Here is a 14590-nt window from a genome sequence, read left to right on the forward strand (position 1 = left end):
CGCCGACCTACCGCTTTTCAGGTCGCGACGGTCGCACGTCGTGGGCGCTCGCACAAGGCTGCAGAGTTCTCCGAGACCCGTAGCGACCCACCTCGTCCCGGTGGGTTGCCGTCAGCGCTGCCGTCAGGATCGGACGCTGGAACGTCGTCGACACATCGTCGCTCGGCTCGGTGGACGTCGTGATCACCGACCAGATCGACACAGCGACAATCCCAGGTCTTCGCCGGCACGTCGAGACGGGAGCAGCAGTCGGCCCAGGCCGACCATGGCGCGCCGGAGGCAGGCGCCATGGTCAGGCCGACGGGTCGACTGCCCGCGAACCGGAACCGTTCGGGCCGGCGCCAGCACCAGGGCTTGTCCCATGTGCCATATCTGTCCGTGAACACGAACAGCTCAACGATCACGAGCTTCCGATCTGGCGCCCGGCCTTCCCTGGGCCCGAACTGGTCGGCGCAGCCGCCGACCTCATCCCCCACATCCGGGACGACGGCGGCCGCGACACGGTGACGCGGGAAGGACCGCGCTGGCAGATCGTTGTGAGCCCCGGCGTGATCCGCGTGCAGACCCGCGACGTCGCCCGCGCCGAGCGGACTCGCGAACGCGCCGCGGAAGCACGCCGCCGTGAGATCGACATGCGGGTCACCTGGACGGCGAACGGCGAAGCCGCCCCTGAACCGCTGCCCACCCGCGGCACGATCTTCGCCTGGAGCCCCAAGTCCCGCGCGCGCATGGTCGCTCGGCTCTCGGACCTCGACTACAACCGTCTCTACGGCCAGTACCGGATCTGCTCGGACTGCGGCACCGACTACGCGGATCACCGGTTCACCTGCCCCGGCTGCCGCTCCCCCAGATTCGTCGCCGTCGACCGCTCGGGCCGGCTCCCCGCAATGATCACGCTGACCTACCCCGGTGACTGGCTCACCGTCGCCCCGACCGCCGAGAGCGCGAAGCGCCACTTCTGGGCGCTGTGCAAGCGCTACGAACGCGCGTGGGGCGAACCCCTGATCGGACCGTGGAAGCAGGAATTCCAGCGCCGCGGCGCCCCGCACCTGCATCTCTCGACCACCCCGCCGATGGGCTTCACCTCGATCAACGACCCGCACACCGGTCAACCCCGGATGGTCGACTTCCGACAGTGGCTCTCGATCACCTGGGCCGACATCGTCGCCCATCCCGACGCCGAGCAGCGCCGCCGCCACCTCGCTGCCGGCACCGGCGTGGACTACGCCGAGGGCATCAAGCTCACCGACCCGCGCCGCATGGCGATCTACTTCGCCAAGTACGGCGCAGCCGGCGCGAAGGAGTACCAGCATCGCGTGCCGCGCGAGTGGCTGACGACGTCGCTCGTGTGCGACGACTGCGGGTGCGAGTTCGACGAGGACCGCGACGAGTGCCCTGAGTGCGGCAGCATCGACGCCCAGGTCCTCGACACCGTCGGCGCCGGCCGCTTCTGGGGCTACCGCGGCCTCCGCCCCGCGCTCGCCGTCCGGGATCTCACACCCGACGTCGGGATCGCAGCCGGCCGCGTCATGCGCCGCTGGTACCGGTCCAAGCAGCTCACGAAGAAGGTCAGACGTGTTCGAGTCGAGCAGGACACCGGCCGAGCTCGCTACCGGTCGACCACCGTGCGCAAACAGCTGTTCGTGCACGGTCGCGGATTCGCGACGGTGAACGACGGCCCAGCTTTCGCGTCCCAACTCGCGCGATATCTCTCCAGCTCACACCAAATCGGGGCAAAAGCTCCCGTCTTAGCTCCGACCAGCGCTCCGGCCTCGACTATGGACATGTGCCAGAACTTGGCCGAATTACGGGAACAACGATACGCACTCCCCTAGCGCATGCGGGCAAATGGAAGGTAATGGCCGACCTGCATGCAGCATCGCCAAGCTGAGCGACAAACAGGACCATTGCACGACAGCGGAGTCAAGTCCTCAGCAGTCACCCAAAGCGCATTTCTTACAGTAGAACTGCGACAAACTCTAGCTGACGGCCTTTGAAACGCGAGTCTTAGGAACAGAATAGAAGCAGGTGGGAACTTCGCTCGCAGTGCCGAATCCAGATAGACATCGCACGCCGACCCGAACCTCGGTGTCTGCATCGAATCGCCGAAGATTCACCGTTACCGAAGACCAGCCGCCGGAAGAATTGGTTGTCGTTCTTGCTGATTCAGTTGCAGAAGACTCGTAGGTAACGAGATCTAAGGTGCTCGCAAAGATCTGAATCCCATTACTTGGTACTGGACAGTTGGCCGTGGGTGTCACAACGGCGCTCAGCACGGCAGGGTCTGTTGAAGTAGACACCTGCACGCGCGCTGCGACACCTTGGGTGCCAATGAAGAGAGAATCCGCGTACTGCTTCAGTACCGCCCCATTACTGTCTTTACATTTGACCCTGATCGTCCAGCTGATAGGTGCCGCAACCGCCAAGCCGGATCGGGAATCTACGACTGTCGCACCCGTAAACGTCTGCTGTCGAATCCTCCACATCCCGTCAGCGCCGACAGACGACCGCCCGAGGCTATCAACGCCGACAGCCTCCAGCGACGCACTGACGGACCCCGTAGGACATGGCGTTGACGGCGTTACTGTTACTACGGTGCCAGTCGGTCCACTAGCTGGATCAAGCCGAATCTCAGAGGGCACATCTCGGCCGACGCGGCGTTCCCATACGTCGCGCGCAGCGAAGTCCACATAGCCCGACGACACATACCTGAAATGCGCACTCCTGCCAGTAAATAGCGTTAATGCGTTCAGAGTGTTGTAGTTGCAGATGGCATCACCGTTCAGGCAAGCGTCAATAGACCGCGCAGTTACGTCCGGAGCTAAGATCTGATGGGTAACCTGGCCGAAAGATGGCCTGGCCCCCCGACGCTTAGCATTGAAGCTACCGTAGTCCTGAGGCAATGCTGGCAGGAAGCTGGGATTCCCGAAGAGTGCAACGCTAACCGTGCGACGCTCGTCCCGAGTCATTTCATTCACTACCTGCGAAACAACGTCCGCGCCTTGGCTATAGCCAGCTAGGAAAATGGTCCGAGTTGGGCAGGCGCGAACGGTTCGAAGCACTTCCTTCATTCGCGCAACGCCCACTGCCTCACTACGCGCGAGGCCATCCCAGTCAAATGAACCGTTCGGCCGCAGATAGCGGGTTACGGGTACTGCTGGATAATTGACAGGCACGATAGCAAGGTCGAATCCATCGGCTCGGGCCTCCGCCCGCATTTGGGTTCCGAGGCGATCCATCTCGGCCGACCCATCCCTCTGATTTGAACCTGCAACGGTAACGAGAACTGGCTGACAGTTGACCGCCGCGTCAGCAGGAGGAGCTGTCGCAGCCGAGGTAACGCCAGCCGCAGCAAGTGTCACCAGGAAGGCCGAAAGGAGCGCACGGCGCGAGTTCGTCTTCAAAAGAGGCCCCTACGAAGTTCCCAGGCAAGTAGACCGACTACCGTGTTTCGCAGTGTTGCCACGTATCGTTACATGGATCACACGCCGGACCATGCGGCATCCCGTCGACCTGGCAACGCCCGACCGCGCGGCACGTCGGGCGCAGCATGCAGAACAACTCGACCGGACAGTCCAGGCCTGCGCCCGGCGTGCCGTGTGGTAGCCCTCCGGGAGGTCGACGGGATGCCGCACCCGCCACCCAATCGCCTCGACCGCACCCGATGAGCACAGCCGGCCATCCCGGAGACCTGCCCGCCCGGCGAGGGCATGCCTCTACGCCGTAGCCGCAACCAGCGTCGCGCGGAAGTCGGTTGCTCGGGACTCCGTTGGGTAACGCTTCCGCAGAGCGTCGTCGAGTTCGGAGCCGATCATCAGCAGCGAGGGACGCGAACGGCGGTCGATCGAAAGCGCTTCATCGGCAAGCGCGAGCGCCTGGTCCAGCTCGCCGTCTCGCGCCGCGACGACGGCGAGTGTCAGGCGCGCCTCTGCCGTCCGCATCGGCGACTGAGAGGTGCCGTCGGGGCTCATCGTCTTCCGGATGATCTCGGTGGCGTGCATCTCGGCGAGCTTGTCGTCACCGATCAGCCGGTAGCAGTCCATAGCGTAGAAGTCGAACTTGTCGGGGTCGACCACGAAATGGTTGTCGGGCCGTTCCGGATACGGCAGCGAGTCGAGCAGGACGCGGCCCTTCTCCAGCGCACGAGTCACATGGCGGTGGTTGCCCATCCGGGCCCACGCTTTCGCTTCCTGGCCAAGCAGCTGCACCGCGACAGAACGACCGGGCGCCGCGTCCTGGCCGGCTTGTGCGGCCTGGATGACCTCGCGATAGCGACCGTGGGTGAGTGCGAACCAAGCGCGCATTTCGTGCGCCCACGCGATGACGGCCGCGTTGTCGGCTTCCTCGCCGAGCTGGAGCGCTGCGACGCGCGTCGACTCGGCGGCACGGGTCTGGCCGGTGTCGTACTCCAAGCATCCGATCAGCAGCGTGAGCCAGCCTGCCGCGTCGAGCGCGTCACGGTGCTGGGGCAGGCTCAATCGTTGGTCAAGGATCTGCGTAACGTTCGTCAGCCATTCGCGGCTCTGGGTGATGAGCGCGTGGGGCTCGGCGCTGGCGTAGTCGCAGCACATCTGCTCGACGGTGAAACCGAGCGCGTCCAGCGTGTTGTCGTTGACCGACGACTGCCGGATGCGTTGCACGAGCTCGTGGGTGTCCATGCCGCTGCGGATGATCATCAGATCGTCGGTCGTCGGCAGCCGGGGCGCACGGTCCTCACCGAAGATCGATTCCACGACGGTGCCGAGAGTGGCGGCGATCAGCGGGCGGTAGAACTCATCGGGCCTGTTGCGACCGCGCTCCCAGCGCTTCCACTGATCCTTCAGGCCGTCGGGCAGCGCAACGTCGGAGAAGGTGCGCATTGCAGCCACGGCGTCGGCCTGCGACCATCCGCGGGCCTGCCGCTCGCGGCGCAGGCGATCCGCCCAGGCTGGCTGCGTCGCGTCCTGTTCCGTCACGACTCGCAGGGTACCGACGGAGACCGACACACCGAGGGCGTTCGGGGAATCTCCTGCCAGGGGGCACAGGTGCCCCCTTGACATGCCCCCTAGGTGCCTCTGCCCGGAGTGACACACATCACCGACTCTGAGATCAGGCGATCGAGGAGGACGGGCAGATGTCGATGTCGAGCAACGAGCGGGACGAACTGACCGCGTGGCTGGTGCAGCTCACCGAGGAGATGGAGGGCCTGAGTCATCGGGTCCGGGTGCTGGCCGTGGCGATCCGGGAGGATCGGCCGCCGCCGGAGGAAGGACCACCGCCTCCAGGTGACTGATCCGGTCGACCAGCTCGTGCATGGCGTTCTGCACGGATGTGAGCTGTTCGCGGATCGTCGCGTACTCGGCGGACTCGGCCGGCTCGGGCGGCAGCTCGTCGCGGACGAAGTAGCCGCGGGTCGAGCGGGACACGATCAGCCCCTCGTCACGGAGTACGCGCAACGCGCTCTGCGTCGTGACGGGCGCGATCTCGAACCGCTCCGACAGGTCCCGGACCGAGGGCACCCGCTCCCCCACCGGAAGCTGTCCATTCCTGATCTCGGCTCGTAGGACGTCGGCCACCTGGAGGTAGGTGGGCCGGGAGTCATCGAGCGTCAGCACAGCCGCAGCCTACGAACCAGGCGAGATCTACACCAGTCCAGCCATTTGAAACGCCTGAACCTGTCGTGTCGGTTGTGCTGGTACAGTGCACACAGATGGCACACGCCATCCCGACCGAGGAGAGAACACCCGTGCAGAACTTCAAGATCGACCAGGCGTTGACGTTCCTGTCCGTGCTGCTGCTGTCGTGCGAGCCCAAGACGGCGTACGGCGACCAGTACCGGCAGGAGACGACGAAGGACGGCACTCCCAAGTGGGAGGCGCAGCTCGTGGCGGCGTTCCAGCAGTTCGGGCGGCCGCAGAACGAGATCATCAAGGTGGGTATCGCGTCCGACCGCAACCCGGGCGACGGGATCGCCGTGGCCACGCCGGTGCAGCTCATCGACTTCGAGATCGGGGTCATGGAGCGCAAGAAGAAGGACCCGTCAACCGGCGACGAGCGCGTCGTCGGTGTGCAGGTCTGGTACCGCTGCGCGGAGATCCGTCCGCTGTCCGCAACCGGTGGCGGCAAGCCGCGCCCGGCCGCCGAGGCGGTGAGTTGATGTGTGCGCGATGCGAGCTGACGACGGCCGGGGAGCCGAGCTGCGACCGGCCGGCCGTCGTGCGGATCGTCGACCGGGTCGGCGGATCATCCCCGGGCTGCGACCGGCACGGCGTGCGGGCGCTGCGGGCCATCGAGGGGGCGCGGGTGTACCCGCTGACCGGGGAGCACGACGGCTACGCGATCGCGGTCTACCTCAGCGCACGCGGGGAGGGCCGGCCATGAGGTGGCTCGACCGCATCAGCGGCTACCAGTTCGTTGCGGGGTGGCTCGCGTTCATGTGCGTGTTCGCCCTGGCCTGCGCGGTCTGGCCCGAGCTGGACCGGCTCGCCACAGCGCTGTCGGAGCCGGCCCTATACCTCGGTCTCCTGCTGGCCGCGGGATACCTGGGATGGACGGCGTGGGCCGAGATCTGGAAGGCCCTCCGCCGCCATAGGACGGCCGGCGAGCGTGGGCAGGTGCGGCGATGACCGGGCCGCGTGCACTCGAAGCAGTCGTCGAGGGGCATCCGGTGCTGATCTGCCAGGGCTGCCGTTTCGCCTGGGAGCCGACCGGGCCCGACTGGACCGGCGAACACCTCCAGGCCCTGTCGAACGGCTGCCCGGAGTGCGGGGACTGGCTCTACCTGGGCGAGATCGCGCCCCCCGACCCGACACCTAGGAGCGCGGACGCGTGACCACCTCCATCCACACGTCGATGTTGTCCGTGCCGTCGATGGTCGAGGCCGCGGTCCGCCGCGTCCGCAACGAGCAGCAGCGCGCGGCCCTCCTGATCACCGGCGCGGCCAAGTACCGCCGGCTCTCGACCCTGCACGAGCAGGAGGCACGCCTGTGGACCCTGCTCGTCCGGCACACCGCCGAACCCGTGCACCGTCGGGCCGCCACCGACGCGCAGTGCGTCGCCCGGGCGAGGGCCCGCGAGTACGCCGAGGTCGCGCAGCACTGGCCCGCACTCGACGCCGGCCAGGTGGGGCAGACGCCATGACGCCCCGCGTCCCGTCGCCGCTGCCCGACCAGTGCGAGGTATGCGGCCGGCCGCTGATCAGCCGCCGGGTCCGCCAACGGGGCCGCTGCGACGTCCATCCGCGCCAACCCGTCATCCCGCAAGTCCCGAGCCGACGCGAAGGAGCGCCGCGATGAATCCGACAGCCATCGACATGAACCCGACGGCCACGGCCGAGGAGGGGCCCGACCACTGGGCCGCGATGCGCTCAACGACGATCCGGGCCGGCTCCGCGCTGATCCGCGGCACGATCACCGCCTGGCGGTACGTGTGTACGCTGCTCACGCTGGCCCGGCTGGGCCTGCTCTGGAAGGCGTTCTGCGCCGCCACCGGCCTGGCCATCCAGCGCACGCACGCTGACCAGTACGGGACCCGGCTGCACACCACCGTGCACGCGGTGCCCCGGTTGGACCGGTACCGGGTGAACGCGCACGGCTGGACCATGCGCGTCCGGCTCCGGCCCGGTCAGCACCTCGGGCAGTACACGGAGGCGGCGATCCCGCTACGCCACACCGCGCGCGTCCAGGCGGTGAAGGCGATCGAGCTGCCCGAGCAGCCCGGCTTCCTCGAGCTGCGCATCCTGCGTCGCGACCCGCTGGTCCGCGTCACCGAACGGCCGCGGGAGATCGAGCCCGGCCGGCTCGCGGTCGGCGCCACCGAAACCGGCGACTCGATGGTCCTCGACTTCACCGAGCACCCGCACTACCAGCTCATTGGGGCCACCGGTTCCGGCAAGTCGATGCTGCTGTCCTGCGTGCAGGCCGCGATCGCGCCGACCGACGGTGTGCTCGTGTTCTGGGACCTCAAGTTCGGGATCGAGGCCGAGGCATGGCGGGAGCGCTACACCGAGGTCGCCGTCACGCAGCGGGAGGTCCTGGCGTCCTGCGGGCGGGTCCTGGCGTTGGCCGAGCAGCGCGCCGCGATCCTGCGCCGGCTTGGCGTGCGCAACGTGGCCGAGGCCGACGCGGCCGGGGTGCACCTGCGGCGGGTTTACGTGCTCGTCGACGAGGTCGCCGAACTCGCCCACGACCACCAGACCGACAAGATCGCCGACCAGCTGCTCCGGGAGCTGCTGCGCATCGTGCAGCTCGTCCGCGCCATGGGCATCCACGTGATCCTCTGCGGGCAGCGGTTCGGCTCCGACCTGGGCAAGAACATCACCAGCATCCGGGCCCAGGTGTCCGGGCGGATCTGCCTCCAGGTCAACGACCCCCAGACCGCCGAGATGGTGCTCGGCGGACTCGCGTCCGAGGACCAGAAGCGGGCCCTGACCCTGATCCGGCCGGGCATGGCGATCGTTCAGGACGGCCAGCAGTGGCACTACGCCCGCTGCTCCTACCTGACCACCGTCGAGATCCGCGCCCTGGCCGCCGCGCACGCCGACAAGCGCATCGGCTGGGACGAGCTCGCGGCCGACGACCAGCTCACCGCCGCGATCCACACCCGACAGGAGACAGCGAGATGAGTACCGCCACCACCATCGCCGTAACCGTCCTGCTGCTCTCGCTCGTGCTCATCGCGCTGGCCTGGAAGGCGCGCGGGGTCGGCCCGCTCGTCCTGGCCGGCGTCGTCCTGGGCGCGGCTGCCGGCATCTCGGCCACCCTGCTCGCGGCAGGACTCACCTGATGAGCGTCGTCATGGAACCGGTCTTCCTGACGGTCGAGGAGACGGCCGGCGTGCTCCGTATCAGCCGGACACGCGTGTTCGACCTGATCCGGACCAACCGCCTGCGCTCCCGCAAGTTCGGCCGGCTCCGGCGCATCCCGGTCTCGGCCATCCGCGAGTTCGCGAGGGACCAGGAGGACCGCCGATGACCGAGGGGAGCGCCGGCCGCAAGCGGGCCAACGGCGAAGGAACGATCTACGCCCGCAAGGACGGACGGTTCGAGGGTGCGGCCTACGTGCTGATGACCGACGGCACGGTCCGCCGACAGCGCGTCTACGGCCGCACCCGGCGGGAGGCGTTCGACAAGCTGGCGAAGATCCAGCAGCACAGCCGCGAGGGCATCCCGATGCCGTCCGAGTCGTGGACCGTGGACCGCTACCTCGCCTACTGGCTCGAACACGTCGTCAGGCCGAGCAGCAAGCCCAAGACGCACGAGGGCTACGAGGGGATCGTCCGCGTGCATCTGGCCCCGACGCTGGGTCGGAAGCGGATCAAGAGTTTGCAGGCGGCCGACGTCCGCCGGCTCCTGCTCCGGGCGGCCAACCGTTGTCGGTGCTGCGAAGAGGGCATCGACTCGGCCCGGCCGGAGAAGCAGCGCAAGTGCTGCGCGGTCGGGCGATGCTGCGGCAAGTTCCCCGGCACGCGACGGCTGCAACAGATTCACGCCGTGCTCAGGAACGCGCTACAGAGCGCATGCAAGGAAGAGATCATCATGCGGAACGTGGCCCGGCTGGTCTCGGTGCCGGCGCCGAACTACCGCGTCCACCGCGGCGTCAACGTCGAGCAGGCTCGCCGGCTCATCGCGGAGGCCGAGGGCGACCGGTTTCACGCGCTCTACGTGATGACGCTCTACCTCGGGATGCGCCGCGCCGAGCTGCTTGGGCTCGCGTGGACGGACGTCGACCTCGACGCGGGGCACCTGGAGATCACCCAGACGTTGCAACGGGTCGACGGGGCGCTACGGCTCGTGCCGACGAAAACCCGAAGCTCGGAACGGACGGTCCCGCTCGTCGGGCAGTGCGGGGAGGCTCTGCGCGCGCACCGGGCCCAGCAGGCGTGGGACGCGACCCAGACCGACGGGTGGACGGACAGCGGCCTCGTCTTCACCAGCACGACCGGCACCCCACTGGAGCCGGACAACCTGCGTAGGAGCTGGTACCCGCTGCGCGAGCGGGTCGGCCTCGGCGGCGTCCGCTTCCACGATCTGCGGCACTCGGCCGTCTCGCTGCTGCTCGGGCTCGGCGTGCCGCCGCACATCGTTCGGGACATCGTCGGGCACGCCCACATCGGCGTGACCATGGAGATCTACGCGCACGCATCGCTGGCCGAGAAGCGCGCCGCGCTGGCCAAGCTGGATGAGAGGCTGCGATGACGTTGCCGTCACGGTTGCCGTCAGAACGACACGGGGAACGTCACCTTCAAGGTGAAACCGCAGGTGAGAAGGTGTGGCCAGGGGCGGGGTCGAACCGCCGACCTACCGCTTTTCAGGCGGTCGCTCGTACCAACTGAGCTACCTGGCCGGGAGGTCCGGTGGGACACCGAACCATGGTGGAGCGACCCAGACGGGACTCGAACCCGCGACCTTCGCCGTGACAGGGCGACGCGCTAACCAACTGCGCCACTGGGCCTTGCTGTGAAGCTGTGTGAAGCGTACCCCCAACGGGATTCGAACCCGCGTTGCCGCCTTGAAAGGGCGGAGTCCTAGGCCACTAGACGATGGGGACTCGGACCGCCGAGGCCGTCCGTGCCGTCAACGACTGTCCGTTGGGAGCCCGCCAAGCATAGGACAGGCCCCCGACGGGCCCCGCAGCGGGGTGCCGCTCAGCGGCTGACCGGCGGCGGGAGGTCCGGCGTGGACGAGATCAGACCCAGCATGTCGAGCAGTTCGCGCAGGTCCTCGGACCCCGAGGAGTTCTTCGCGACGACCAGTCGCGCGCTGTGCAGCTGGTCGTCGCTGACGCGGTAGGCGTCGGACGCGGTGCGCTGGCTCGGGATCGACCCCGAGGTGACGCCGTCGCCCGTCTCCCGCCGCGCGCTGCCGATACCACCGGTCATCCCAGCCTCCCGCCGCTGTGGCCACCCCCGTGACCGTGACCGAGACGTTACCTATCGGGGGACCCCCGCGCACGCCCCTTCCCGGGTGAGCGGACCGGCCGACGGTGACTCTGCGGGGTCGGGCGGCCACCGGTGTCCGGGCCTCCCGACGCCTCTGCCACCATGTCCGGCAGCCCGTTCGAGGAGGTCCGATGGCTGTCCAGGCCCCGTTCCGCACGCACGTCACCGTCACCGGGATGACGTGCCGGCACTGCGTGATGTCGGTCACCGAGGAGGTCTCCGAGATCGACGGCGTGAGCGCCGTCGACGCCGACCTCGACAGCGGCCGGGTCACGGTGCTCGCCGACCGCGACATCGAGCCCGACGAGATCGCCGCGGCCGTCCACGAGGCGGGCTTCGAGCTCGTCGGCTGACCGCCCCGGCGCCGTAGGGTGCCGGGCATGCCGTCCGATCGCCGTGCGCGCCGCCGCTCCCCGGGACCCGGGCCGGACGCGCACGATCCCGAGCTCGACTCCTACCTCGCCGCGCTCGCGCCCGGGGCCGAGGAGCACACCACGGAGCTGACGGGCCGGTTCGGCTCGGCCCAGGTGTTCCAGCTCCGGCTGCCCGCGCTGCGCATCGAGCAGCTGCGCCGGATCGCGGAGGAGCGCGGGGTCTCGCCGGGCGCGCTGGCCGTCGACTGGGTGGTGGAGCGGCTCGACCGCGAGGACACCCCCACCGGGCCGCTCGCCGTCGTGGAGCAGGCGGAGAAGCGCCGGCGCGGACCGCTGAGCCGGCTCGGCAGGCGGGACCGCTCCTAGGGCCCGGAGACCAGGACGCGGCTCGGGCCGCCGTCGAGGCAGGGGCTGCCGGTCAGCAGGGACGGGTCGAGCGCGTCGGCCAGCGCGCGGTACCCGGCCGCCGAGAGGTGCAGGCCGTCGCCGGAGTCGAAGGCCGGCACCAACCGGGTGGGGTCGGCGGGATCGGTCACGGCCGCGGCGAAGTCGGCCACCCCGTCGGCGTGCTCCGCGCCGTGCGCCCGCACCCACGCGTTCACGGCCTCGCGGGTGGCGATCGCCTCCGGCGTGCCGTGCGCGCCCGTCGCGGACGGTGTGATGGTCGTCAGCACCACCCGGGTGCCGCCGGCGTGGGCGCGCTCGGCGAACCGCACCATCCCCGCGACGATCTCGTCGGCCGTGCGGCCGGCCGCGATGTCGTTGGTCCCGATGTGCAGCACGACGTCGGACGCGGCCCCGACGTCGCGGTCGTAGCGGGCCAGCGGCGAGTCGCCGTCGAGCAGCGGGTCGTCGGTGAGCAGCTGGTTGCGGGAGATGCCGGAGTTGAGCACCGACATGACGGCCGGGCCGCCCGCGGTGGTGAGCCGCCGCGCGAGCGCGTCGGACCAGCGCTCCCCCGGCCCGGCGCCGACACCGTCGGTGATCGAGTCACCGATCGTCACGACCGCGTTGACCGGGCGCGGCGCCAGCACGTCGACGCCGGTGAGCACCATCCAGGACGTGACGGGCGTGTCGAACGCGGCGCCGTCGTCGACGAGCGCGGCGTCGCCGGGCGTGGACAGGTAGGACGTCTGCAGGGCCACACCGTGCTGGGTGAGCACGTCGGGCGGGGTCACCAGGAACAGGCTGACGGCGAGCGGGCGGCCGACCTCGGCGACGAGCGCCACCGGGTCGCTGACGACCTCCGCACCCGGCGGCACCGTCACCGCCGGCACCCCGCCGAACGCGACCGGGCGCATCGTGCCGGGCACCAGCCCGGCCGCCCCGTCGGACCAGGCCGCGGACACCGTGCCCACCTGCATCGGCGTGGTGCCGTAGGCGTTCGACAGCCGGACCCGCACCTGCGACCCGGTGACCTGCGGCGAGACCACCATCCGCAGCGTCCGACCGGCCATGCCCGGGTCGGCGGGCAGCGGCTGCGCCGCGGCGTGCCAGGCACCCGCCCAGGCGGGCGCGCAGTCGGGCCCGGGATCGGTCGAGGCGACGGACCCGACGGTCTCGGGGGCGCGGTCGGTCAGGGCGAACGCCCCCAGCAGGCAGATCATCGCGGCGGCGGCGACGAGCCCTCGCACCCCGTTCCGCACCCGTGCCCCTGCCCGCATCGCCCGCCCCACCGACCCCTCGCTCCGAACCGTCCGCAGTGTCATCGCCGCACCCGGCGCGAACGTGACGACACACGTCGCTAGAACGGGTAGTAGGCGATCCGTTACGTAGGGTGGAACGAGCGAGACCACCCGATCGTGAGTCGGCCGATCGGGTGGTCACGTTACGTCGAGTCCGATTCACTCTCCGTGAGTGACTCGACCGGGGCGCCGGGTGGTCCCCCACCACCCGGCCAGGTGAACCGGCCCCGGATCAGGGGATGACGACCGGCGGGGCGCCCTGCGGGTCCCTCGCCAGTGCCGCGCGGCGGGCCGCGGCCCACGCCCAGCCGGTGTGCCGCGGCGGCGTGCCGTCGACGATCCAGCGCTCCAGCAGCATGCCGACCTTCGCCGTCATCTCGGTGCGCAACCGCAGGAACGAGGTCTCGGGGACCTCGTCCACGTAGCCGAGCAGCAGCCACCAGGCCCAGGCCGCCGCCCCGGCGTTGGCGACGAAGTCGGGGAGCACCGGGATGCCCCGCGCGGTGAGCATCGCCTCCGCCTCCGGCGTGGTGGCGGTGTTGGCCGCCTCCACGACCACCTTCGCGGCCACGTCGAAGGAGTTGTCCGGCGTGATCGCGTAGGAGATCGCGGCGGGGATGAGGATGTCGGCGGCCGTGGCGATCACGGCGTTGCGCGGGAGGCGCTGCACGTCGGACGGCACGCGGTCGCGGTCGATCTCGCCGAACTCGTCGCGCAGCTCCAGCAGCGCGGGGATGTCCAGGCCGCCCGGGTGGTAGAGCGTGCCGGCGGCGTCGGCGACGGCGACGACCCGCATCCCGGCCTCGTGCAGGTAGAAGGCCGCGGCGCCGCCCATCGTGCCGATGCCCTGGATCGCGACGGTCGTGCCGGGCAGCGACCAGCTCCACGTCTGCGCCGCGGCCAGACAGGCCTGCGCGACGCCGTAGCCGCCGATGACGTCCCCGAGCAGACCGCCCTCGACCGGGGCGTCGAGCCCGGCCCGGACGCGGCGCATCGTCGCCTCCGGGTCGGCCGACCGCGTGATCGCCGCGTGGTAGCTCTGGCCGAGGCCGATGCGCGCGAAGACCTCGTCGATCAGGTGCTGCGGGACGCCCAGGTCCTCCGCGGTCACCCAGTAGCCGTCGAGCCAGGGGCGCATGGCCTCGCAGAAGCGCGTGAGGACGTCGAAGGCGCGGGGGTCCTTGGGGTCGATGTCGATGCCGCCCTTGGCCCCGCCGACGGGCAGGTCGAACACGGCGGTCTTCGCGGCCATGCCGCGGGCGAGGTCCTCGACCTCGGCCATCGTGCAGCCCGCGCGCATCCGCGTGCCGCCGGTGGCCAGGCCGGACACCAGCAGGTGCACGACGAGGTAGCCGAGGGTGCCGGTGACGGGGTCGGTCCAGGTCAGGCGGATCAACGGGTCCTGGTCGACGGCCCCCGGGTCGCGGACGACGGCCGGCTGGACGGGCGTCTCGACGGCCTGCCGGGCGGGCTGCTGCACGGGCATCATCGGGTCCTGCATCGTGGTCACGTCGCACCACTCCCATCGTCTGGTCGGCCGGTGGCCCCAGCGTGGGTCCGGCGCCGGACGTGCGTCTAGTTACGGAACCTGCACAGGGGCGTTCACCGGTGCTT

Annotated in this window: 18 protein-coding genes and 3 tRNA genes; 12 read left to right on the forward strand and 9 right to left on the reverse strand. The window is 69.6% G+C overall.

The window, feature by feature from the left end; all coding sequences use genetic code 11:
- Positions 1–179: 179 nt before the first annotated feature.
- Complete coding sequence (locus tag H6H00_RS05465) at positions 180–1835, forward strand: hypothetical protein (protein WP_185720256.1); 1656 nt, start codon at positions 180–182, stop codon at positions 1833–1835.
- Between the two features lie 144 nt (positions 1836–1979).
- Here H6H00_RS05465 and H6H00_RS32785 read toward each other — a convergent pair whose 3' ends face one another.
- The 3 genes from H6H00_RS32785 to H6H00_RS05480 all read right to left on the reverse strand — a co-directional run bounded on the left by H6H00_RS32785 (position 1980) and on the right by H6H00_RS05480 (position 5594).
- Positions 1980–3362, reverse strand: coding sequence for a cutinase family protein (locus H6H00_RS32785; RefSeq protein ID WP_369408066.1), 1383 nt, complete (start codon positions 3360–3362; stop codon positions 1980–1982).
- A gap of 354 nt (positions 3363–3716) precedes the next feature.
- Positions 3717–4955, reverse strand: a complete 1239-nt coding sequence (locus H6H00_RS05475; RefSeq protein WP_221775803.1) for a helix-turn-helix domain-containing protein — start codon at positions 4953–4955, stop codon at positions 3717–3719.
- A gap of 210 nt (positions 4956–5165) precedes the next feature.
- A complete protein-coding gene (locus H6H00_RS05480) occupies positions 5166–5594 on the reverse strand; it encodes a GntR family transcriptional regulator (RefSeq protein ID WP_185720258.1) in 429 nt (142 codons plus the stop codon).
- 95 nt (positions 5595–5689) lie between these two features.
- Here H6H00_RS05480 and H6H00_RS05485 point away from each other — a divergent pair, with 95 nt between their 5' ends.
- The 9 genes from H6H00_RS05485 to H6H00_RS05525 all read left to right on the forward strand — a co-directional run bounded on the left by H6H00_RS05485 (position 5690) and on the right by H6H00_RS05525 (position 10174).
- A complete protein-coding gene (locus tag H6H00_RS05485) occupies positions 5690–6136 on the forward strand; it encodes a hypothetical protein (protein WP_185720259.1) in 447 nt (148 codons plus the stop codon).
- A complete protein-coding gene (locus H6H00_RS05490; RefSeq protein ID WP_185720260.1) occupies positions 6136–6360 on the forward strand; it encodes a hypothetical protein in 225 nt (74 codons plus the stop codon). The genes H6H00_RS05485 and H6H00_RS05490 overlap by 1 nt, the downstream gene beginning before the upstream one ends.
- Entirely contained in the window at positions 6357–6605 is a 249-nt protein-coding gene (locus tag H6H00_RS05495; protein ID WP_185720261.1) for a hypothetical protein, read from the forward strand. Before H6H00_RS05490 ends, H6H00_RS05495 begins: the two co-directional genes overlap by 4 nt.
- Positions 6602–6811 (forward strand): hypothetical protein, encoded by a 210-nt coding sequence (locus H6H00_RS05500; protein WP_185720262.1) that lies wholly within the window; start codon positions 6602–6604, stop codon positions 6809–6811. The genes H6H00_RS05495 and H6H00_RS05500 overlap by 4 nt, the downstream gene beginning before the upstream one ends.
- Complete coding sequence (locus H6H00_RS05505) at positions 6808–7119, forward strand: hypothetical protein (protein WP_185720263.1); 312 nt, start codon at positions 6808–6810, stop codon at positions 7117–7119. The genes H6H00_RS05500 and H6H00_RS05505 overlap by 4 nt, the downstream gene beginning before the upstream one ends.
- Before the next feature lie 151 nt (positions 7120–7270).
- Positions 7271–8602 (forward strand): FtsK/SpoIIIE domain-containing protein, encoded by a 1332-nt coding sequence (locus H6H00_RS05510; RefSeq protein ID WP_185720264.1) that lies wholly within the window; start codon positions 7271–7273, stop codon positions 8600–8602.
- Positions 8599–8763, forward strand: a complete 165-nt coding sequence (locus H6H00_RS05515; protein ID WP_185720265.1) for a hypothetical protein — start codon at positions 8599–8601, stop codon at positions 8761–8763. The genes H6H00_RS05510 and H6H00_RS05515 overlap by 4 nt, the downstream gene beginning before the upstream one ends.
- A complete protein-coding gene (locus tag H6H00_RS05520) occupies positions 8763–8951 on the forward strand; it encodes a helix-turn-helix domain-containing protein (protein WP_255425587.1) in 189 nt (62 codons plus the stop codon). The genes H6H00_RS05515 and H6H00_RS05520 overlap by 1 nt, the downstream gene beginning before the upstream one ends.
- The gene (locus tag H6H00_RS05525) at positions 8948–10174 is read left to right on the forward strand and encodes a site-specific integrase (RefSeq protein WP_185720266.1); all 1227 of its coding nucleotides are present in this window, start codon (positions 8948–8950) and stop codon (positions 10172–10174) included. The genes H6H00_RS05520 and H6H00_RS05525 overlap by 4 nt, the downstream gene beginning before the upstream one ends.
- Positions 10175–10248: 74 nt before the next feature.
- Here H6H00_RS05525 and H6H00_RS05530 read toward each other — a convergent pair.
- From H6H00_RS05530 to H6H00_RS05545, 4 genes are all read right to left on the reverse strand, one after another.
- A tRNA-Phe gene (locus tag H6H00_RS05530) sits at positions 10249–10322 on the reverse strand.
- Positions 10323–10356: 34 nt separating this feature from the next.
- A tRNA-Asp gene (locus H6H00_RS05535) sits at positions 10357–10430 on the reverse strand.
- Between the two features lie 23 nt (positions 10431–10453).
- Positions 10454–10526: transfer RNA gene (locus H6H00_RS05540), tRNA-Glu, on the reverse strand.
- A 97-nt stretch (positions 10527–10623) separates the two neighbouring features.
- On the reverse strand, positions 10624–10857 hold the full coding sequence (locus H6H00_RS05545; protein WP_185720267.1) for a hypothetical protein: 234 nt from the start codon (positions 10855–10857) through the stop codon (positions 10624–10626).
- A 191-nt stretch (positions 10858–11048) separates the two neighbouring features.
- Between H6H00_RS05545 and H6H00_RS05550 the strand changes: the two genes are divergently transcribed.
- Both H6H00_RS05550 and H6H00_RS05555 read left to right on the forward strand, forming a co-directional pair.
- Complete coding sequence (locus H6H00_RS05550; protein ID WP_185720268.1) at positions 11049–11270, forward strand: heavy-metal-associated domain-containing protein; 222 nt, start codon at positions 11049–11051, stop codon at positions 11268–11270.
- 27 nt (positions 11271–11297) lie between these two features.
- A complete protein-coding gene (locus H6H00_RS05555; protein WP_185720269.1) occupies positions 11298–11657 on the forward strand; it encodes a hypothetical protein in 360 nt (119 codons plus the stop codon).
- On the opposite strand, the gene H6H00_RS05560 is transcribed toward H6H00_RS05555, so the two are convergent.
- The gene (locus H6H00_RS05560; RefSeq protein ID WP_185720270.1) at positions 11654–12925 is read right to left on the reverse strand and encodes a GDSL-type esterase/lipase family protein; all 1272 of its coding nucleotides are present in this window, start codon (positions 12923–12925) and stop codon (positions 11654–11656) included. The two genes, H6H00_RS05555 and H6H00_RS05560, sit on opposite strands and share 4 nt — an antisense overlap.
- A gap of 283 nt (positions 12926–13208) precedes the next feature.
- Positions 13209–14486, reverse strand: a complete 1278-nt coding sequence (locus tag H6H00_RS05565) for a Glu/Leu/Phe/Val dehydrogenase dimerization domain-containing protein (protein WP_255425588.1) — start codon at positions 14484–14486, stop codon at positions 13209–13211.
- Between the last annotated feature and the right edge of the window lie 104 nt (positions 14487–14590).

Origin of the sequence: Pseudonocardia petroleophila, from assembly GCF_014235185.1 — a bacterium.
GTDB classification, from domain to species: domain Bacteria; phylum Actinomycetota; class Actinomycetes; order Mycobacteriales; family Pseudonocardiaceae; genus Pseudonocardia; species Pseudonocardia petroleophila.